The sequence below is a fragment of the Arthrobacter sp. 05T47 genome (assembly GCF_056395825.1).
This window is the reverse complement of the sequence record NZ_JBFTKG010000025.1, coordinates 22,347-41,934: the sequence shown is the minus strand read 5'-3', so window position 1 is coordinate 41,934 and position 19,588 is coordinate 22,347. Positions and strand designations below refer to the sequence as shown.

The 19,588-nt window shown below is 68.1% G+C and carries 24 protein-coding genes and 1 riboswitch; of the genes, 18 read left to right on the top strand and 6 right to left on the bottom strand.

Annotated elements, in window-relative coordinates; translation table 11 throughout:
• Positions 1-119: 119 nt before the first annotated feature.
• A complete protein-coding gene (locus AC1DEY_RS16365; protein WP_476868886.1) occupies positions 120-764 on the top strand; it encodes a HutD/Ves family protein in 645 nt (214 codons plus the stop codon).
• Here AC1DEY_RS16365 and AC1DEY_RS16360 read toward each other — a convergent pair.
• The 4 genes from AC1DEY_RS16360 to AC1DEY_RS16345 form a co-directional block, all read right to left on the bottom strand.
• Entirely contained in the window at positions 761-1,588 is an 828-nt protein-coding gene (locus tag AC1DEY_RS16360) for an ABC transporter permease (RefSeq protein WP_476868885.1), read from the bottom strand. The genes AC1DEY_RS16365 and AC1DEY_RS16360 overlap by 4 nt on opposite strands.
• Positions 1,589-1,601: 13 nt before the next feature.
• Positions 1,602-2,531 (bottom strand): ABC transporter permease, encoded by a 930-nt coding sequence (locus AC1DEY_RS16355; RefSeq protein WP_476868884.1) that lies wholly within the window; start codon positions 2,529-2,531, stop codon positions 1,602-1,604.
• Positions 2,532-2,600: 69 nt separating this feature from the next.
• Positions 2,601-3,788, bottom strand: coding sequence for an ABC transporter substrate-binding protein (locus tag AC1DEY_RS16350; protein ID WP_476868883.1), 1,188 nt, complete (start codon positions 3,786-3,788; stop codon positions 2,601-2,603).
• A gap of 5 nt (positions 3,789-3,793) precedes the next feature.
• Positions 3,794-4,912 (bottom strand): ABC transporter ATP-binding protein, encoded by a 1,119-nt coding sequence (locus tag AC1DEY_RS16345; protein ID WP_476868882.1) that lies wholly within the window; start codon positions 4,910-4,912, stop codon positions 3,794-3,796.
• 243 nt (positions 4,913-5,155) lie between these two features.
• Here AC1DEY_RS16345 and AC1DEY_RS16340 point away from each other — a divergent pair, with 243 nt between their 5' ends.
• The 6 genes from AC1DEY_RS16340 (at position 5,156) to AC1DEY_RS16315 (ending at position 9,504) form a co-directional block, all read left to right on the top strand.
• A complete protein-coding gene (locus tag AC1DEY_RS16340) occupies positions 5,156-5,896 on the top strand; it encodes a FadR/GntR family transcriptional regulator (protein WP_476868881.1) in 741 nt (246 codons plus the stop codon).
• Between the two features lie 40 nt (positions 5,897-5,936).
• On the top strand, positions 5,937-6,734 hold the full coding sequence (locus tag AC1DEY_RS16335) for a cache domain-containing protein (protein ID WP_476868880.1): 798 nt from the start codon (positions 5,937-5,939) through the stop codon (positions 6,732-6,734).
• Between the two features lie 38 nt (positions 6,735-6,772).
• Positions 6,773-6,840, top strand: a riboswitch (guanidine-III (ykkC-III) riboswitch).
• A gap of 9 nt (positions 6,841-6,849) precedes the next feature.
• Positions 6,850-7,173: a DMT family transporter gene (locus tag AC1DEY_RS16330; RefSeq protein WP_229994079.1), complete on the top strand. Its 324-nt coding sequence runs from the start codon at positions 6,850-6,852 to the stop codon at positions 7,171-7,173.
• Positions 7,173-7,616, top strand: coding sequence for a DMT family transporter (locus AC1DEY_RS16325; protein WP_476868907.1), 444 nt, complete (start codon positions 7,173-7,175; stop codon positions 7,614-7,616). The genes AC1DEY_RS16330 and AC1DEY_RS16325 overlap by 1 nt, the downstream gene beginning before the upstream one ends.
• 205 nt (positions 7,617-7,821) lie before the next feature.
• Positions 7,822-8,832 carry an aldo/keto reductase gene (locus AC1DEY_RS16320; protein ID WP_476868879.1) on the top strand — a complete coding sequence of 337 codons (1,011 nt, stop codon included), beginning with the start codon at positions 7,822-7,824 and terminating at the stop codon, positions 8,830-8,832.
• Between the two features lie 21 nt (positions 8,833-8,853).
• A complete protein-coding gene (locus AC1DEY_RS16315; RefSeq protein ID WP_476868878.1) occupies positions 8,854-9,504 on the top strand; it encodes an MBL fold metallo-hydrolase in 651 nt (216 codons plus the stop codon).
• A 134-nt stretch (positions 9,505-9,638) separates the two neighbouring features.
• Here AC1DEY_RS16315 and AC1DEY_RS16310 read toward each other — a convergent pair whose 3' ends face one another.
• Entirely contained in the window at positions 9,639-11,564 is a 1,926-nt protein-coding gene (locus tag AC1DEY_RS16310) for a DEAD/DEAH box helicase (protein WP_441409585.1), read from the bottom strand.
• Between the two features lie 344 nt (positions 11,565-11,908).
• Positions 11,909-12,241 carry a hypothetical protein gene (locus AC1DEY_RS16305; RefSeq protein ID WP_476868877.1) on the bottom strand — a complete coding sequence of 111 codons (333 nt, stop codon included), beginning with the start codon at positions 12,239-12,241 and terminating at the stop codon, positions 11,909-11,911.
• A 203-nt stretch (positions 12,242-12,444) separates the two neighbouring features.
• Between AC1DEY_RS16305 and AC1DEY_RS16300 the strand changes: the two genes are divergently transcribed.
• From AC1DEY_RS16300 to cycA, 11 genes are all read left to right on the top strand, one after another.
• Complete coding sequence (locus AC1DEY_RS16300) at positions 12,445-13,110, top strand: SAM-dependent methyltransferase (protein ID WP_476868876.1); 666 nt, start codon at positions 12,445-12,447, stop codon at positions 13,108-13,110.
• Between the two features lie 131 nt (positions 13,111-13,241).
• A complete protein-coding gene (locus AC1DEY_RS16295) occupies positions 13,242-13,778 on the top strand; it encodes an Asp23/Gls24 family envelope stress response protein (RefSeq protein ID WP_476868875.1) in 537 nt (178 codons plus the stop codon).
• Positions 13,775-13,966 carry a hypothetical protein gene (locus AC1DEY_RS16290; protein WP_476868874.1) on the top strand — a complete coding sequence of 64 codons (192 nt, stop codon included), beginning with the start codon at positions 13,775-13,777 and terminating at the stop codon, positions 13,964-13,966. Before AC1DEY_RS16295 ends, AC1DEY_RS16290 begins: the two co-directional genes overlap by 4 nt.
• Positions 13,966-14,394, top strand: a complete 429-nt coding sequence (locus tag AC1DEY_RS16285) for a hypothetical protein (protein WP_476868873.1) — start codon at positions 13,966-13,968, stop codon at positions 14,392-14,394. Before AC1DEY_RS16290 ends, AC1DEY_RS16285 begins: the two co-directional genes overlap by 1 nt.
• Complete coding sequence (locus AC1DEY_RS16280; RefSeq protein WP_476868872.1) at positions 14,391-14,972, top strand: hypothetical protein; 582 nt, start codon at positions 14,391-14,393, stop codon at positions 14,970-14,972. The genes AC1DEY_RS16285 and AC1DEY_RS16280 overlap by 4 nt, the downstream gene beginning before the upstream one ends.
• Positions 14,969-15,574, top strand: a complete 606-nt coding sequence (locus AC1DEY_RS16275) for a hypothetical protein (protein ID WP_476868871.1) — start codon at positions 14,969-14,971, stop codon at positions 15,572-15,574. The genes AC1DEY_RS16280 and AC1DEY_RS16275 overlap by 4 nt, the downstream gene beginning before the upstream one ends.
• 58 nt (positions 15,575-15,632) lie before the next feature.
• Positions 15,633-15,863 (top strand): CsbD family protein, encoded by a 231-nt coding sequence (locus AC1DEY_RS16270; protein ID WP_476868870.1) that lies wholly within the window; start codon positions 15,633-15,635, stop codon positions 15,861-15,863.
• A 216-nt stretch (positions 15,864-16,079) separates the two neighbouring features.
• Complete coding sequence (locus tag AC1DEY_RS16265) at positions 16,080-16,658, top strand: RNA polymerase sigma factor (protein ID WP_476868869.1); 579 nt, start codon at positions 16,080-16,082, stop codon at positions 16,656-16,658.
• Positions 16,655-17,242 carry an Asp23/Gls24 family envelope stress response protein gene (locus tag AC1DEY_RS16260; protein ID WP_476868868.1) on the top strand — a complete coding sequence of 196 codons (588 nt, stop codon included), beginning with the start codon at positions 16,655-16,657 and terminating at the stop codon, positions 17,240-17,242. The genes AC1DEY_RS16265 and AC1DEY_RS16260 overlap by 4 nt, the downstream gene beginning before the upstream one ends.
• Positions 17,239-17,661, top strand: coding sequence for a hypothetical protein (locus AC1DEY_RS16255; protein ID WP_476868867.1), 423 nt, complete (start codon positions 17,239-17,241; stop codon positions 17,659-17,661). Before AC1DEY_RS16260 ends, AC1DEY_RS16255 begins: the two co-directional genes overlap by 4 nt.
• Before the next feature lie 389 nt (positions 17,662-18,050).
• A complete protein-coding gene (gene cycA / locus AC1DEY_RS16250; protein ID WP_476868866.1) occupies positions 18,051-19,556 on the top strand; it encodes a D-serine/D-alanine/glycine transporter in 1,506 nt (501 codons plus the stop codon).
• Positions 19,557-19,588: the final 32 nt, after the last annotated feature.

The window sequence follows — 19,588 nt, the reverse complement described above, 5'->3', positions numbered from 1 at the left end:
CTCCTTTTGCACGCTTCCTGCCTCCGACGTTAGCAAGACCGGACCGCCGCCGCCGACTTTGCGTCGGGGCGGAGTCGGGGCGGCAGGGGCGCCGGCAGCCCGGCAGATAGGCTGAGGCCATGGAGATCATCCGCTACGCCGAGCTCAAASCCSWCCCCTGGCGCAACGGCGGCGGGGTGACSCGCGAAGTGGCACGCCATCCGCGGTCAGCGCAGGACAACGCATGGGACTGGCGCGTCAGCATCGCCGAGGTGTCCAAAGCGGGTGCCTTCTCGGTCTTCGCCGGGATGGACCGCGTGCTGACCGTGATCGACGGCGAGCTGTTGCTCCTGAGCGTGGACGGCGCCGAGCACCCGCTGGAGAAGTACCGCCCGTTCCGGTTCTCCGGCGACGCGGACTCGGCGGGGGCACTGCCCACCGGCGACATCCGGGACTTGAACGTCATCACCCGCAACGGCGCCTTCAAGGGCTACACGTCGATCATCGAGCTCTCTAAGAAGCGCGCACACCCGGTGTTCGAGGGCCAGTTCGGCATCCTCCTGCAGGGCCAGGCGACCGTCAGCCCGGCGACGGCAGGCGGGCCCGCACAGGCGAACGACACGACCGCCGCCACCCCGGAGCCCGCCGCCCCGGAGCCGGCACCCGCCGAGCTCAACCGCTATGACGCCGTCGTGGGATCCGATGCCGGAACGCCGGAAATCGTGGGCCGCGGGTTCCTGGCAGTCGTCTCCATCGATCCGATCCACGAGCCAGGCACGGGCTAGCGCGCGTCCGCCTTAACCCGGGCGCCGCTGACCCGCACAGAGTCCCCGGACAGCTTCTGCGCCAGCCAGATCGGAACGATCGAGACCACGATCAGCACGACGGCCACAACGTTGACCACGGGCGCCTGGTTGGGACGGAAGAGGTTCTGCAGGATCCAGATCGGCAGCGTGGTCTCACCGGCACCGATCGTGAACGTGGTGACGATGATTTCGTCGAAGCTCAGCGCGAAGGAAAGCAGCCCGCCGGCCAGCAGGGCAGAGCGCAGTTGGGGAAACGTCACCAGGTTGAACGTGGTGAAAACGCCGGCGCCGAGATCGGAGGAGGCTTCCTCCAGGCCGGGGCTCATGCGGCGGAGCCGGGCGATGACGTTGTTGAACACGGTCACCATGCAAAACGTTGCGTGGGCGATCACCACCGTCCACAGGCTGAGCGGGATGCCCATGATGGTGGTGAACATGTTGTTCAGGGCGATGCCCGTGACAACTCCGGGCAGCGCGATCGGCAAGATCACCAGGAGGTTGATGACGTCGCGGCCGAAGAACGCGTACCGCTGCAATGACAATGCCAGCAACGTCCCCAGCAGCAGCGAGATGACAGTCGCGACCACCGCCACCCACAGCGAGGACAAGACGGCCTCGCGGACGCCGGGCGAGTCAAAAGCCTTGCCCCACCATTCCAGCGTGAAGCCCTTGGGCGGCCAGCCGAACGTCCGGTCCGCGTTGAACGAGTTCACCACCACGAGCATGAGCGGGGTGTAGATGAACAGCAGCACCAGCGCGGTAACGATGCCCAGGACCACTTTGGCGCTACGGGAAAGCCTCATGATGCGCCTTTCGCTACAGGTTATTCAGGGCGCCGGTTCGGCGGACGATGAAGAGGTAGAACATGATGATGGCGATCGGAACCAGCGACACCGCGGCGGCAAAGGGCAGGTTGTTCGCGGACCCGACGTTTGCGTAGACCACGGTGCCGAGCATCTGGGTGGTCCCGCCGACAATCTGCGCGGTGATGTAGTCGCCCAGGGACAGGGAGAACGTAAAGATCGTGCCCGCGATAATGGAGGGGACCAGCAGCGGAAGCATCACCAGGCGCATGGTGGTCAGCGGTTTCGCGCCCAGATCCCCGGAGGCTTCCAGCAGGGAGTCGGGCACCCGGTCAAAGCCCGCGTAGATCGGCAGGATCATGTAGGGCAGCCAGATGTAGGACAGGGTCAGGATGACGGCGGTCTCGCCGTAGCCGGGGGACGAAAGGCCGATCGGAGCCCCCAGCCACTCCAGCAGGCCGCCCTCGGCCAGGACATTCCGCCAGGCGTAGGCCTTGACGAGGTAGCTGGCCCACAGGGGCATCAGCACGGCCACCACGAGCAGTTTTTCCCATCGGGCGCTGGCCACCTTGGCGATGAAGAACGCGATGGGCAGGGCAAGGATCATGTCGATCACCGTGACCGCCACCGCGATCCACAACGTCCGCAGGGTGATCCGCTGATACACCGGATCGGTCAGGACCGTGACGATGTTCTCCGTGGTCCAGACCGTGGACACCTCACCCGTGAAGGTGTCCACGGTCCAGAACGCGGTGATCAGCAGTGCCGCAAGGGCGGCAATGTACACCAGCACCAGCCAGGCCGCCGGGGCCGTGAGCAGCCCGACCAGCCTCAGCCGGGGTGAGCGGTGAAGCAACGCCGAGAAGGCGTTGCTTTTCGCCCGGGGTACAGCGCCGGCATCACGGGGTGGGCCGGGCGGCAGCTGTTGCGTCTGTTGTGCCATCTCGCCTTAATCTCTGCCGGCCGCCGGGGCCGGCTTTTTCTTGCGGGTATTGGTGCGGCGGTGCCGGGATCAGCCCTTGATTTCCGTCCAGGCCTTGGTCCATTCCGAATAGTCCGTGCACTTGACGTCCTTGCGGCCATCGAGGCAGTCAGCCACCGGGGTGGTCCAGTACCAGATCTTTTCGGCGTAAGCCGTATCACCGGAGTGGTACGTCTCGCAGTGCTTGGGATCAGTGGTCAGCGCGCAGGCTTTCGCGTTGGCCGGGGATTCGCCGAAGTACTCCGCCACTTGGGCATTGGGCTTGGGGCTGGCGATGTAGTCGAGCCATTTGTAGGCACAGTTCGGGTTCTTGGTCTTGGACCCGATCATCCACGTATCCGACCAGCCGGTGGCACCCTCCTCAGGGAGGAGGGTTGCGACCTTGGCGCCGCCCGCCGTCGCGATGTTGGCACCCACCTGCCAGGTGGTGCCGACCACGGTGCTCCCGGAGGTGAAGGCCTGGACTTCCTTGACGACATCGCTCCAGTACTCGCCGATGTGCGTGCGCTGCTGCTTGAGCAGGTCGACGGCGGCGGCCAGCTGGTCCTTGTCTAGGGCATACGGGTTCTTGATGCCCAGCTCCGGCTTGTGGGCCATGAGGTAGACGGCGGCATCGGCGATGTAGATGGGCGAATCGTAGGCCGTGACCTTGCCGGTGTGCTTGGCGGCGTCGTCAAACACTGCGCTCCAGGAGGCGGGCGCAGGGGTGACCTTGTCCGTGGAGTACATCAGCAGATTGGCGCCCCAGCCGTGCGGCATACCGTAGTTCACGCCGTTGACGGTGTTCCAGGCCTTGTCCTTCAGGAACGGATAGATGTCCGGGTAGTTCTTCAGCAGGCTCATGTTGACCGGCTGGACGTCATGGCCTGCGACCAGGCGCAGCGACGCGTCCCCGGAGGCGGAAATGACGTCGTACTGCCCGGTGCGCATGAGGGTCACGGCCTCGTCCGAGGTGCCGAACGGCTTGAAGCTGACCTTGCACCCGGTCTCTTTTTCGAACGGATGCACCCAGTCCACCGCGGGGTCGTTGCTGCCGTCCTCGACATACCCGGGCCAGCCGAGGATGGAAATCTGGCCTTCACCGGCGCCGATCTCGGTCTTCGCCGGCTGCGTCGACGCTGAGGCGCCCGATCCGCCGCTGGTTCCGCAGGCTGACAGCGCGAGGGCTGCCGCCGCCACCACGCCGACCACCAGGGAGGCCTTTGTTCTTGGTGCCATGATTCTTACCTTTCGATGTGTGGAGAATCGGAGTGGGGTGGTGCATCGGTGCCGGAGCCGCCGGCCGGAAGCCAGACGACGGCGTCGTCGTCCCAGCTGACGGTTACCGGCCCGTTCACCAGTTCCGCGTCGTTGCCGGGAAGCTTTTCGGGAAAGAGCGCGACGACGGCGGGCCCGTCGTCGAGCTGCACGCGCACCTGGGTGGCGTGCCCGACGTACACGAACGACGTCACCGTCCCGGGCCGGGAGGTGGTGCCGGCACGGCCCTCCGGCTGCCCGGTCCAAGCCACGCGCAGCCGCTCCGGACGGATGCACAGGGGATCCGGCCGGCCGTAGAGCGCCTGCGCCTGGCCGGCGTCGAAAATGTTGGACGTGCCGACGAAGTTGGCCACGAAAATGTCGCCGGGGCGTTCGTAGATTTCGTGCGCGGTCCCGATCTGTTCGATGCTGCCGTTGTTGAAGACCCCGATCCTGTCGCTCATGGTCAGGGCCTCCTCCTGGTCGTGGGTGACGAAGATGAAGGTGATGCCCAGCGAGCGCTGCAATTCCTTGAGTTCGACCTGCATCTGCTGCCGGAGCTTCAGGTCCAGGGCGCCGAGCGGCTCGTCCAGCAACAGCACTTTTGGTTCGACAACGAGCGCCCGGGCCAGGGCAACCCGCTGCCGCTGGCCGCCGGAGAGCTGGGCGGGTTTGCGGCCCAGGAACTTTCCGAGCTGGACACGGTCCAGGGCCTCCCTGGCCCGCTCCCGCCGCTGGTTCCCGGGCATGCCGCGCACCCGCAGCCCGTAGGCGACGTTGTCCACGAGGGACATGTGCGGGAACAGCGCGTAGTCCTGGAAGACGGTGTTGACGTCCCGCTGGAAGGGCGCCATCGCCGTGACATCCTTGCCCTCGAGTTCAACGCTGCCGGAGGTCGGCAGTTCAAAGCCTGCGATCAAGCGCAGGACCGTGGTCTTGCCGGAGCCGGACGGGCCCAGCATGGAGAAGAACTCCCCATGGCGGATGTCCAGGTCCACCCCGTTGACCGCGGTGGTGTCGCCGAAGACCTTGGTGAGCTTGCGCAGGCGGATCGCCGGAACCTCTTCGGTTCCGGTCGAGGTGCCGGCGGCCAATGTTTCGGTCATGCGGTGCGCCTTACGTCGTTGCCGGATCGTCCACGGGAAAGCCACGCAGCGGAATGTGATCCAGTGCACACTGGGCTGCTGGCCCAAATGCTATTACTTCATAGGTTTTATGTATAGACCCTCCGGCAAAGCCCGGATTAGGATGACATCAGCCCGGACGACGCACGGCGGCGCCGCTCGCGGACGCTGCAGGAATGCCCCGGCCAAGGCGGCCGGATACCGCCGGAGGGAAGGGAGGCCCGGATGTTGTTGTCGCCCAAGGGCGCCTCCCGGAGCCTCGCCGCGGTGTTCACGCCGATCAAATCACGCGGACTGGTGGATGAAGTGTGCGGCCGGATCGAACAGGCCGTGGAGACCGGGCTGCTGACCAGCGGCCAGCGGCTGCCGAACGAAACCGAGCTGGCCGCGGCCCTCGGCGTGTCTGCGGTGACGGCACGGGAGGCCCTTTCCCAACTGCGGGCCTCGGGAATCATCCGGACGGCCCGTGGACGCAGCGGCGGGAGCTTCATCGCGGACAACGTGCTGCCCTCCCGGGAACGGGCCCTAGAGCAGCTGCATGAGTTGAGCCGGCTGCAGATCAGGGACCTCGCCCTGCACTACCAGGCGATCGCCGCGGCCTGCGCGGGCGTCGCAGCCCGGCGCTCGGACGCGGCCGACGTCGCCACGCTGCGCTCGTTCATCCCCGCTGCGGACGATGACTCTCTGAGCTGGCGGCTGGCCCTCTCGGAGTTCCTGCTGGAAGTCGCGGCCATAGCCCGCTCCGCCCGGCTCGCCCGGGAGCTCATCAGGCTGCAGGCCGACCTCGGCACGCTCACCCTGCTCCCGTGCGCCGATACCGGTTACCGTGAACGCACCACAGTAATCCTCGAGGACGTGGCGGCCGCCATCGAGGCCCACGATCCGGGGGCGGCCGAAACCGGGGTCAAGGCCCTCATCTCCGCCACTGCCGACTGGCTGCTGACCGAACAGGCCAAACGCTATTGACCACACATGTCCCGGCCCCTTCGAGCTAAAGGCAGCAACCATGACCGAAACAACGTCGACCGCAGGCCAAAACGCTGCCGCCCCGGCAGTCGCCTCCGCAGAGCCCACCGATGGGCGCCCCGCTGCTCCTCCCGCGGCGGCCGCCGGACCCGGTCCTGCCGAGCGGGCGCCCGCCGAACTCGATGCCACCATCGCCGGCATCGAGCGCCGCCTGACGGTGTGGGCCGCCGACACCGGGGCAGCCCTGGCCGCCATGTCCGGGAAAGTCACGGGCACGGCCGTGGACAAGCTCATCAGGCCGGTAGTCGAGGAACTGGTGCAGCTGCCTGATGGCTACGCGGCCGGCGCAGGGTTCATCGCCAACGCCGGGCTGCTCGGACCCGAACGCAGCTATATCGCCTGGTGGCAGGGCCCGGATCTGGAGCCCGTCGATGCCCTGGCCAACTTCAGCCCCAATTCCATCAGCCGCTACGTCAAGGCCGAATGGTTCCGGATCCCCGTGGAAACGGGCCAGGCGCATGTCACGGGGCCCTACGTGGATTTCCTCTGCACCGACGAATACGTCCTGACCTTCACTCACCCGGTATTCACCCGCCCGGATGGTCCGGTCGCGGGAATCGTGGGCATCGACGTCACGGTCCAGCGCCTGGAACGTGGGGCCATGCCGGCGCTGCGGCGGATCGGCGCCCGGGCCACCCTGGCCACCGCCGACGGCCGGGCCGTGGTGTCGGCGGCATCCGATATCGACGCCGGCGACCTCACCGCCCCGGGCGAGGCATGCGCCCACTACCCTGTGGGGCGCACGTTCACGGTCTGGAGCGACGCCGTCCGGCGGTGACGCCCGCCTGGGGGCAACCGGATTTGCTAAACTTGGAGGCCAAGGCCCCCCTTTGCGGGCCTCCGGACGACGGTTCAGTACCCGGCACGCGACAAGACTGGCCACAGGAGCCGTCATGTCATGGTTAATACTCATTCTTTCCGGAGCGCTGGAAGCGGTCTGGGCCGCCGCGCTGCACCGCACGTCGCAGGCCACCGGCCGGCGCCGGCTGGTCCCGGGCCTGGTTTTCCTCGTTTCCGTCATTGCAAGCACGGGCGGGCTGGCCGTCGCCATGCAGTCCATCCCCACCGGAACGGCCTACGCCGTTTGGGTGGGGGTCGGCGTCGTGCTGACATCCGGGTACGCGATGATCGCCAAAGTTGAGCGCGCCACCGCGGCCCGGATCCTGCTGCTTGGCGGGATTGCCGCGAGCGTCGTGGGCCTGAAGCTGGTGGCGTGATGAAAGCTGCCAACCAACGCCGCGATAACCGGTCAACTCCTGCCCTTACCTGGTTGATCCTGCTCGCCTCCGCTGTGCTGGAGGCGGTCTGGGCCACTGCCCTGGGCCTGTCCAACGGGTTCACCCGCCCGCTGCCCACCATCGTCTTCGCGGTGACGGCCACTCTCAGCATGGTGGGGCTTGGGATGGCCGTGAAGCGCATCCCGCTCGGCACCGCCTACGCCGTCTGGGTGGGGATCGGCGCCGCACTGACCGTGGGCTGGGCGATGGCCACCGGCGTCGAACCTGCCAGCCCGCTCAGGCTGCTGTTCATCGCCGGGATTGTCGGCTGCGCCGCGGGCCTGAAGCTCCTGCCGGCCGAAGAGCGGGACGCGGGACCGGCGACCAAACCGGCCACCGGGGCACAGCAGCGGCCCTCCTCCGCGGAAACTCCCCACGTTTAAGGCAGTACGACGGCGTGTCCCCGCGGCGCGCCGTCGTGCTGGCCGTGCCACGGTCAAAGGTGGGGAGAATTGTCCGCCGGCGAACAGACCGGCCAACAAGCGCGGGCCGGAATAGCCGCGCGCGCTCAAGGGTTCTTAGCAGGGAAAGGTTCTTGGCAGGGACGGAACTACTTCGGAACTACTGCGTGCGCGAATGGAGACCCAGATGACGGCAGCAACAGTCCAGCTCGGCGACGGCCTCACGGTCAGCCCCCTCGGGTTCGGCGGCATGGCCCTGACCCCTGTCTACGGCGACGTGGACCCGGCCGAGGCCCTCAAGACCCTGCACCACGCCGTCGACGCCGGCGTCAGCTTCATCGACACGGCGGACATCTACGGCGGGGGCAGCAACGAGGAACTGATTGCGCGGCTGCTCAAGGAACGCCGCGGCGAGGTCCAACTGGCCACCAAGTTCGGCCTCGTGGGCAACCCCTCGGCCGGCTACACGGACATCCGCGGAGATGCGGCTTACGTGAAACAGGCGGTGGACCGCAGCCTGCAACGGCTCGGCACCGACTCGATCGACCTGTATTACCTGCACCGCCGTGACCTCCGCGTTCCGATAGTGGAAACCGTGGAGGCCATGGCGGGGCTGGTGCAGGCCGGCAAGGTGCGGCACCTTGGCCTGTCAGAAGTGACGGCCGAGGAGCTGCGTGAGGCCAGCCGCGTCCACCCGATCGCCGCGGTCCAGAGCGAATGGTCCATCTGGAGCCGCGACGTGGAACGCAACGTGGTTCCGGCCGCGGCAGGCCTCGGGGTGGGCTTTGTGCCCTATTCGCCGCTGGGCCGGGGATTCCTCACCGGCACCGTGGACGCGTCAACGCTGGGCAGTAACGACTTCCGCCGCAACATCCCGCGTTTCGCCGCGGACGCCGCCGACGCCAACCAGGGCGTGGTGGCCGCCGTACGGGCAGTCGCTGCGGAACTGAGCGTTGCCGGGCGGCCCGCAACTCCTGCCCAGGTGGCCCTGGCCTGGCTGCTCGCGCAGGGCCGGAAGCTGGGACTGCCCGTGGTCCCCATCCCCGGCACGCGCAAGGCGGACCGGATCGACGAGAACCTGGGTGCCCTGGCACTGGACTTCACCGCAGCGCAACTGAAAACGCTCGACGCCGCCGCAGACGCCGTCGTCGGCTCCCGCTCCGCGGATCCCAACTGGGTGTCCCAGGGCCGTGAATAGCGCCTCCGTAGACTGAAGTCCATGGACTCGCTCATTCACTCCTTACGTGACATCACCATCCGCCGGATTTCGGTCAGCGAGGTGGACAACAACGTGTATCTGCTCACGGCCAAGGCGTCCGGCGCGCAGCTCCTGATCGATGCGGCCGATGATCTGGCCGCCATCCAGGGACTGCTCGCGGACGCCGCCGCAGATACCACCGCGACGCCGAAGCTCGCGCTGATTGCCACCACCCACCAACACTGGGACCACGTCCGGGCGCTGCCGGGCCTGGTGGAAGCCACGGGGGCGAAAACGGCGGCCGGGACCGAAGACGCCCCGGAACTGCCGGTGAAGGTCGATGTGCTGCTGGATCACGGGGACGTCGGCAACTTCGACGGGTTCGACGTGACGGCAGTGCACCTGCGCGGGCACACTCCCGGTTCGATCGCCCTCGTGTACCAGGACCCGGAAGGCCCGGCCCACATCTTTTCCGGCGACTCGCTGTTTCCGGGCGGAGTGGGCAACACGCAGAAGGATCCGGCGCGGTTCAACCAGCTCATCACCGATGTGAGCGAGCGGCTGTTCGACGTGTATCCGGATGACACCGTAGTCCACCCGGGCCATGGCAAGCCCACCACGCTGGGCGCGGAACGCCCGCACCTGGAAGAGTGGCGCGCCCGCGGCTGGTAACCGGCGCTGCGCTGTGTGGATTGCGCTGCACTTCATGGTTCGCGCTGCGCACAATGCCGGTCGCTGCGGGAATTCCCGTAGCGACCGGCATTTCGTGCCTCGCCAGCTACTTTAGGTAGCGGGCAGGTGGGACTCTAGCGGCTGCGGCGTTCGTTCGAGGCCGGAGCCGACGCGCGGCGGGGGCCGCCGCTGCGGGCAGGACGGCCTTCGCTGGAGCGGCCGTTGCCGCCGCCTGCGTAGGATCCGCCCGAGGTGCCGCCGGTGTTCGAGGACCAGACAGCGGCGCTGCCTCCGGACTTGGCGCCGGCWGCTGCACGCTGGCCGGTTGCCGGGCGTCCGTTGCGCTGGCCGCCGGCCGTGGCACCCGTGCGGGGTGCGCCGCCGGTGCGCGGTGCRCCACCCGTGCGGGGAGCTCCACCGGTCCGGGGTGCGCCACTGCGGGGAGCCGAAGCGCCCCGGGCGTCGCTGCGTCCCTCGGCTGCGCGTCCGTCCGAACCGCGGCCAGCCGCGGCACGGCCGCCGGCGGCCGGAACGTCGTTGTGGTGCGCGTAGGCGGTGGTGCGGCCACGGCCACGGGCGTTCCGGCGCTCGGCGCGCTCGGCATCGGCGCGGTCCTGGTTCTGCTCGGCGACACGGTCGGCAGCGTTGCGGGCAGCAGCCTTGCCTTCGTAGGCGACGGCGCGGCGCTCGGCGCGCGGCAGATCGGTGCGGGGAGCCTCGGCTCCGACGCGTCCGCGTCCGCCACGGCCGCCACGGCCACCGGCGGTGGGTGCAGCCTGGGTGGTGCGGCGTGCGCGCTTACGCTCGGCGTTGGCACCGGTGGAGGTGCCGCCGCCGTGCTGGGCGGCCTTGGCTGCCAGCAGTGCCGCACGGGTCCGCGGATCGATCTTGTCGGCCATTTCGCCAACCAGTTCTGCAACCAGCGGGGAGTTGGCGGTGACGCGCTCGAAGTTGACCTCGACGCCGGCGGCCTTCATCAGCTTCTTGACGTCGGACTGCTGCTCGGGCAGGGTCAGCGTGACCACGGTTCCGTCGGAACCGGCGCGGGCCGTACGGCCTGAGCGGTGCAGGTACGCCTTGTGCTCCGTGGGCGGATCCACGTGGATGACCAGTTCGACGTCGTCGACGTGGACGCCGCGGGCGGCGACGTCGGTGGCCACCAGGACGCGGACGTCACCGGAGGAGAACTCGGCCAGGTTGCGGTCACGGGCGTTCTGCGAGAGGTTGCCGTGGAGGTCGACGGCGGGGATGCCGGCGTCGGTCAGGGTCTTGGCCAGCTTGCGGGCGTGGTGCTTGGTGCGCATGAAGAGCACGCGGCGGCCGGCTCCGGAGGCGAGCTCGACGATCAGCTGCTTCTTGACGGTCTGGTCGTTGACCACCAGGACGTGGTGTTCCATGGTGGTCACCGCGGCCTGCGGGTCGTCCACGGAGTGGGTCAGCGGGTTGGACAGGTAGCGCTGGACGATCTTGTCCACGCCATTGTCCAGGGTGGCGGAGAACAGCAGGCGCTGGCCCTGGGTGGGCGTCATGTCCATGAGCTTCTTGACCACCGGCAGGAATCCGAGGTCGGCCATGTGGTCGGCCTCGTCCAAGACGGTGATCTCGACGGCTTCAAGGGTCAGGATGCGCTGGCGGATCAGGTCCTCCAGGCGGCCCGGGCAGGCGATGACGATGTCGACGCCGGCGCGGAGGGCCTTTTCCTGGCGGGCCTGGGAGATGCCGCCGTAGATCACGGTGGTGGTCAGGCCCAGGGCCTTGGCCATCGGCTCGATGGTCGCGTTGATCTGGGTGGCCAGCTCACGGGTGGGGGCCAGGACCAGGCCCATCGGGCGGCCGGGCTTGCGGAAGTGCTTGGCTTCCCGCTCGGCGAGTCGTGCCACAAGCGGGATGGCGAAAGCGATGGTCTTGCCGGAGCCGGTGCGGCCGCGGCCCAGGACGTCGCGTCCGGCCAGGGTGTCCGGCAGGGTCTTGACCTGGATGGGGAACGGCTCAACGATTCCCTGGGCGGTCAGCGTGTCGGCGAGTGCTTTGGGCGTGCCGAGGGCAGCAAATGTAGTCATGTGTTTCAAGGTCTTTCAGGCGGTATCCGTGCGGATATCGGCCCCCGATGCCGGTTGGCTCAAGGGTTCGCCGAAGAAAAGTCAGGTGATCAACCGGGCTGTTGCCAAACTTCAGCAAGCGGCCGCCGGGACCAAATGGAACGCGTTCATCGACGCAGGATGTGCCTCTCACATGAAAAAATCCCACTGCCTGCGTACGGATTCCCGAGGGAATCTGGCAGGGATCCGGTTGGTGGACCGAAGCCGGTAAACCGAATCMAAAGTGGGCATCACTGCACATCAAGTTCCACTAGCCTACCATCCGGCAGGGCCGGGCCCCGTATCCGTGGCCGAAGTCACAGCCCCTAGCCCGCCAGGACAGGGGCTTGGAACAGTGGCATGTGGGAGGGTCCTGAGGGTGTGTGGGAGGAGGGTGTGCGGACGGACGCCTGCGACTGCGACGGCGACGGCGACTTGCCTGCGGGCGGGGCCGCCGCCCGCAGGATCACGAGCGCCTCGGCGTCGATTAGGCGGCGGGTTCCCGTCCTGGCATCCAGGATCCAGAACAGGTCCACGGCCGTGACGGTCTGCGTTACCGTGCCCCGGTGGAAGAGCTTCCCGTTGTGCCAGGCCTCGATCTCGTCCCCCACGTTCAGCTCGGTGGAACTGCGGATGTGCCGTGCTGTGTCAACGTCCATGATCATTGTCCTTCCCCAGCATTCAACCTCATGTGCCCAGCATTCACGACACAGGTTTCGAGAGCGTTTCCGGAGCGTGATTTTCATGTGTCCCCCCTGCCTTCGCAGATTTATTCGACGCATTGCTGCAGGCCAGGGGATGTATTGACCGCCGCCGCGTCCCGGAGGAGCATGGTGGGCGGGCAAGGCGACGAGGAGAAGCCATGACAACACACAGCCACGAGCACGCCGCCGATCAGGTGCCCGGCACTGCGGCGCAGGTGTGGGATGAAAAGTACGGCAGCCGAACCCGGATGTGGAGCGGGGAGCCGAATCCGCAACTCGTCGCCGAGGCCGCGGACCTGCCTCCCGGCGATGCCCTGGACCTGGGGTGCGGCGAGGGCGCGGACGCCATTTGGCTCGCCGCCCGCGGCTGGGCCGTGACCGGCCTGGACGTTTCCGCCGTCGCCCTTGAACGTGCCGCCGCGCACGCCCGGGACCGCGGCCAGGGGGCCACCATCACGTGGGTGCAGCAGGATCTTGCCACGTGGGTCCCGGACCGGTTGTTCGACCTCGTCTCGGCACAGTTCCTGCATTCCACCCAGATGCCGTGGCAGCAGGCGTTGCAGCTCGCCGCCGGCGCGGTGCGGACCGGCGGGACGCTGCTGATCGTCGGCCATCACCCCGACGGGCTGCCGCCGTGGGGCGCGCACCATACTCCGGAGAAGTTCTTCACTGCCGAGGACATAGCCCGGGAACTCCCCCTCGAAGAACCACAGTGGCGGGTCGATGTCCTGGACAGCCGGCACCGCAGCATGGTCGGGCCCGACGGCGGGACGGCGCCCCTCACGGATGCCGTGCTGCGGGCCACGCGCCTGGCCGCCCAGTAGGCCGCGGGCAAGCGCCAAGGCTGCATGTGATGCAGCTCACCCTGATTTGACCGTGAGGATTTCCGCTCCGGGCCCGTCTTAGTTGAGACAGCGCCACGGAGCGCGTCCTCAACCGATCAGGAGTGATTGCATTGACCACCCAGACTCACACCCCGGCAGACGTCCAGGGCCAGGCCGGACCGGGCACCGCAACAACCCCCGCCAGCAAGACGCCCGCTGCAAAGGCGCCAGCCGCCAAGACGCCAGGCCTTACGCCCCACGCCCTTCCCGCCGGCAACGACGGCCGCGGCGCCACCACGGTCGCAGACGGCGTCGTGGCAAAGATCGCAGGCATCGCGATCCAGGAAATCGATGGAGTGCACGCCCTCGGTGGCGGAGCGGCCCGCGCGCTCGGATCCCTGCGGGACAAGGTCGGCCAGAAGGACCTCACCCAGGGCGTCCACGTGGAAGTCGGACAGACGCAAGTGGCGGTCGACATCACCCTGGTAGTCGAGTACCCGCACCCGCTCCAACAGGTCGCTGACAATGCCCGCGAGGCCGTGTACATGGCCATCGAGAACCTCGTCGGCATGGAAGTGACGGAGGTCAACATCACCATCACCGACATTCACGTGCCTTCCGACGACGAGGACGCCGACGCCGGCCGCCCCGAGCCGAGGGTCGCTTGAGTCCCACCGCGGGCGGGCTGGCCATCGGAGCGGTCCTCGCCGGAGCCGCCCTGGCGTTCGGATTCTGGGGATTCCTGCTCACGGCGCTCTTCATGGGGGCAGGGGCCGCGATGGGCCGCGCCGCCGAGGGCAGGCTGGATCCCGGCGGAGTCCTGGACGCCCTGCGCGGCAAGCGCTCCTCCTCGTGATGCGGGCGGGGCACACCCGGGTCACCCCGGCGGCCCTCCGGCACACGGTTGAAACCATCGCCGCCCGCGCCTTCGGCGTTCCGGGGTCCAACGTCACAGCAGTGCTGGAAGACGATTCGGGCCGGCTCGGCGCAACAGTCAGCGTGCAGTTGGCGCTCCCGTCCCTGCTGGGCCCACGCGAGGACTCGGCCGGCGGCACCGTCTTCGAGCGGTCACGGGCAGCCCGGGAAGACATCATCACCCGCGGCCTGGACCTCACGGGCCGGACGCTGGGCAGGGTGAATATCCGGCTCACCGGGGCAAAGCCGTCCCCCGGCCCCGCCAAGGCGGACGCCCGGGCCGGTCAGGTGAACAGGAACCGGCCGAACAGGAACCCGGCGAACACGAACCAGCCGAGCACGAACCCCGCGGAGAGGAGCGTCACGTGAGACCGGACCGAACCATCGGGCGCCTGGTCCGCAGGGAAACCCATTCGTCCCGGGCCGCCGCGTCCGTCCTGACGGCCGGCGCGCTGGCCGGCCTCTGGCTCTGGCTTGCGCTCGAATCCGTGCTGGCGCTGCTCCAGGAACACCCGCTCCTGGTCAGCCCCGACCACCTTGGCCGTTGGGTCGTCGACGTGCCGGCCAACACGGTCCCCGCGGGGCTGGTAGCCGGTGGAGCCGGACTGGCCATTCTTGGCCTGGTATTGCTCTGGGCCGCAGTGACGCGCGGCCGCCGGCCCCGGCACGCCTTGCACAGCAACCGTAGCGCAGTGGTGGCCGACGACGAGGTCCTCGCCGCGGCCCTGTCCCGGCGGGCGCGCCTCACGGCGGGACTGGCCCCCGGGCAGGTAACCACCACGGTGAGCCGGCGCGCCGTCCGCGTCCAGGTCCGACCGACGTCGGGCGTTCCCGTGGACCGGGACGCGATCGACGCCGCCGTGGGCGACGAACTGGCCGCCTACTCCCTGGACCACCGCATCGCACTGAAAATCCACATCCTGAGGGAAGGAGCGCTGGGGCAATGAATCACACCAACAGGGCGCTGAACCGGATCCTGCTGGCACTGGCCGGGCTCGGGCTGCTCGCAGCCGGCACGGCGACAGCTGCCGCGGGGATCCTGCCCGATGTTGCGGCTGCCTGGGCAGCCACAAGATCCGCGCTCATGGACTGGGCAGGCCGCCTCTTCTCCGCGGCACCCCTCCCGGGCCCGGCCCGCAGCTGGTGGGCCGTGGCCGGAGTCGTCGCGCTGATCCTGGCGGCCGGGCTCAGCATCGCCTGGCTGGCATCACAGGGCGGCGGCCGCACAACGCACGTCGGCCGGGAAGAGGACGGCGGCCGCGGCACCACCGTGATCGAAGCCGGACTCGTCTCGGCCGCCGTCCAACAGGCCCTGGCCGGCAACCGCCAGGTGCTCGGGACATCGGTCTCCGCCTGGCACACGATGGGCGGGACGGGACTGCGGCTGGGGCTTCAGGCCCGACAGGGAGCATCCCCCCGGGAGATCGCGGACACCGCCGACGAACTGGTCCGGGGCATCGACACATTGCTGGGCCATCCACTTCCGGTTCTGGTCCGAATCACCAGTGGCGCCAGGAGCAAGGTGGCGGCACCCGATCGCGCCCGCTGACCCGGGCAGACGCACCGCTATACGGCTTCACGAAGTAGGAAAACGAAAGGGAAACATCATGGGAACCGACGACAAGGCCAACCTCACGGTCATCCACCACATCGGCACAGCCAAAGAAGGTGCCGGAAGGATGACGGGCAATCAGGACCTCCGGCGCGAAGGCCAGCACGAACAGGCGCAGGCGAAACTGCAGGAGGCCGGCGAGCGCGTCAAGGACGCCGCGGCCGACATCGGCGGGAACATCCAGGACGCCGCCCGGAAGCTCAGGGACGGCTTCAGCAAGGAATAGCGTCCGCGCCGGGCTTCGGCCCCGATCCAAGTCCAAGAACTGCGCAACGGAACGGCCCCGCGCCCACGGCGGGGCCGTTCCGGCCGCAGCGACGGGTGCATGCCGGACCGGCGCAGATCAGTGCAGGCCAGATCAGCGCGGATCAGTGCGGGCCGAAAGCCCACGCCAAAAAGCCCACACCAACCCGTGGTGAAAGCAGAGGAAAGCGACGGACACGTGACTGGTTTACCCCCGCCGCCGCATCAACTTGACCTCGTGCCGGACGCCCTGCTGGCCGGACGGGCCGCGGACGGCGACACCGCGGCCTTCGAGGCACTGGCCCGCCGGCACGGCCCCGTCATGCGTGCCTGCGCCCGCCGCCTGACCGGTTCCCTCGCCGACGCGGACGACGTCGTGCAGGAATCGCTGATGCAGGCCTGGAAGCAGCTCAACACCCTGCGGGACGGCGACGCCGTGCGGGGCTGGCTGCTGCGCATTACCGGCAGCCGCAGCATCGACCATCTGCGCAGGCGAAAAACCCATGCGGACCTCGGCGAACTGGACCACAAGGTGCCGGCTGGTGCGGGCACGGACCGCCCCGAAGACGCCGCCGTCAGCGGCTCCCGGATGGACGCCCTCAGGACTGCCCTGGCCGCCCTGCCGGAGGAACAGCGCCGCTGCTGGGTGCTGAAGGCGTTCAATGACCAAAGCTATGAGGAAATCGCGCAAACGTTGAACATCAGCACGGCCAGCGTCCGCGGCCGCCTTGCCCGGGCCCGCATCACGCTCGCCCGCGAAATGGAGGACTGGCGATGACCACCACCGGCGACATGCTCGGCTGCGGGCGCAGCCTGGCAGATCTGGGCGAATACCTCGACACCGGCAGGATCGGCGATCCCGGCCACCTGGCGGACTGTCCCGAATGCCAGTCAGGACTGGCATCCTTGCGCAGCCTCGCGGCCCTGAGCAATGAATTGCTCGACGCCGACACCGCTGCTGCCGGCAGCGGCAGCGACGACTGGATGAAAACCATCCTGGGCAACCTGCGCCTGGAACTGCGGCCGGGGCGGAACATTCCCCTGCGGGCCGACACACCCGGCGACATCCTCACCGAGACGGAGGGTTCCATTGCGGCGCTGATCCGTTCAGTGGCGGATTCCCTTCCGGGCACGGCCGCCGGGAAATGCCGCCTGCACGGGGACGTCACCCAGCCCGGGGCGCCCATCACCGTGGGCGTCGATCTCGCCGTCGTGTACGGGCACCCGATGGAGGAACGCGCCGCCACACTGCGCCGGAAGCTGGCCACAGTCCTGGCGCGGCAGACGGAGCTGAACATCACCGCAATCGATGTCACCATCACCGACGTCCTGGAAGCACGGAACCCGCAGGAGAAACCATGACCGAGCCATTGCCTCCCCTGGACGGCGTCACCGGGCAAGACCCGGCCGGGCCGACCGCCGAACTCCCCGCCGGACTCCCCGCCGGACTGGCCGTCGAACTGCAAGTGGTCATCCAGGCCGTCGACGGCGTAACGGCGGTCTATCCGGCAGGCCCGCTGTGGCAGACAATCGCGGGCGCGGCACGGTCGGCCGTGACGGGAGAGCCGGAACCGCCGGTTGACGTTTCCGCCACCGGCGCCGCCGTAGCGGTCAGGACGCGCATCGGGGTGAGCGGGGCGCACCCGTCGCCGGACGTGGCCCGGGCCGTTGCCGCGGCGGTGCGGCAGCATCTGGGCCACCACCGGGTGACGGTCCAGGTCGGCATCGCCCAGATAGGCCACGAGGAGCCCCGGTCCGCCTTCAGCGCGCAAAAAATGTGACAAAAGACAGCGGACGACAACTGAAGCTAAGATGGTCGACAGTTGTCGAACAGGCCCGTGCGCGGGTGGTTCGCGGAGAAGGCGGCGCAGGCGGCCGCACCGGACTGCCGTGCCGGCGTCGAATTTTCCCTTGAGCCCGCGATAGATGCGGGTTCCGGAGCCGCTTCCGCACCGTGCGGAATCACCATGCCACCGGCAGAACCACGGCACATCACCGGACGGCCGGCCCACCTGCACGGACCACGGCGACAACAGGGGCCGCGAAATATCGGCCCTAATCTGGATCTACCCGCTAAAACTGTTACCTCCGTCACACCCTGACGGACCTGCGCGGCCCGCACTGCGGAACCCCCGCCCGCTGCGACCGCCCGTGACAAGGAAGAAGCCTCATGTCTGAACGCACCACCTCGGCCGCTCCGGCCATTGCAGAATCTGACACTGCCGCCTCCACCAACAGTGACTCCGGCGCCGGGAGCCGCGAACCGCACCTCGCCCGCGCCCTCGGCAACCGCCACATCCAATTGCTGGCCATCGGCGGTGCTATTGGCACCGGCCTGTTCATGGGCTCCGGCAAGACCATCTCGCTCGCCGGCCCGTCCGTCATCTTCGTTTACATGATCATCGGCTTCATGCTGTTCTTCGTGATGCGGGCGATGGGCGAGATCCTGCTCTCCAACCTGAACTACAAGTCCTTCAGCGACTTCGCCGGCGACCTGCTCGGCCCCTGGGCCGGGTTCTTCACCGGCTGGTCCTACTGGTTCTTCTGGGTAGTCACCGGCGTGGCGGACATCGTCGCCATCTCCGGCTACGTTGACAAGCTGGCACCCGGCACGCCCCTGTGGATCCCGGCGCTGCTCACGCCCGTGGTGCTGATCCTCCTGAACCTCCCCACCGTGAAGGCGTTCGGTGAGGCAGAGTTCTGGTTTGCCATCATCAAGGTGGTGGCCATCGTGGCCCTGATCATCACCGGCGCGGTCATGATCGCCACCCACTTCACGTCCCCGAGCGGCGCGGAAGCGAACCTTGCCAACATGTGGAACGACGGCGGCATGTTCCCGCACGGCATGTTCGGCTTCATCCTGGGCTTCCAGATCGCCATCTTCGCCTTCGCCGGCATCGAACTGGTGGGCACCGCCGCCGCCGAAACCAAGGACCCGGAGAAGAACCTGCCGCGTGCCATCAACTCCATCCCGGTGCGCGTCCTGCTCTTCTACGTCGGCGCCCTGGTGGTCATCATGGCGGTCAACCCATGGCGCACCATCGATCCCGCAAGCAGCCCGTTCATCGGCATGTTCACCCTGGCCGGGCTGGGGATCGCCGCAGTGGTCATCAACCTTGTAGTCCTGACCTCCGCCGCCTCCAGCGCCAACTCCGGAATCTACTCAACCTCCCGGATGATCTACGGCCTGGCTCAGGACGGGAACGCGCCCAAGGCGTTCGGCAAGCTCAGCGTCCGCAAGGTGCCGCAGAACGCCCTGCTGTTCTCCTGCATCTTCCTGCTGGCCGGACTTGTCCTGCTCTACTCCGGCGATTCCGTGATCGGCGCGTTCACGATCGTGACCTCCGTGGCCTCCGTGCTGACCATGTTCGTGTGGTCCATGATCCTGATCAGCTACATCGTCTTCCGCCGCCGCCGGCCGGACCTGCACGAGGCTTCGGCCTTCAAGATGCCCGGCTCGGCCTTCATGCCGTACGTCGTGCTCGCGTTCTTCGTCTTCATGCTGGTGGCGCTGGCGCAGGCCGATGACACCCGCCTGGCGCTCGTGGTGGCACCGGTGTGGTTCCTGCTGCTGGGCGCGGCCTGGCACTTCAACCGGAAGACCCCGCTGCAGCAGGCCCGGATTGTCGAATGGAAGGCCGTCCGCTCTGAGGAGGAAGCCCGCGCGGCTGTTTGATCCTCAAGCGTGACGCGCAGGAGCCCCGGCCG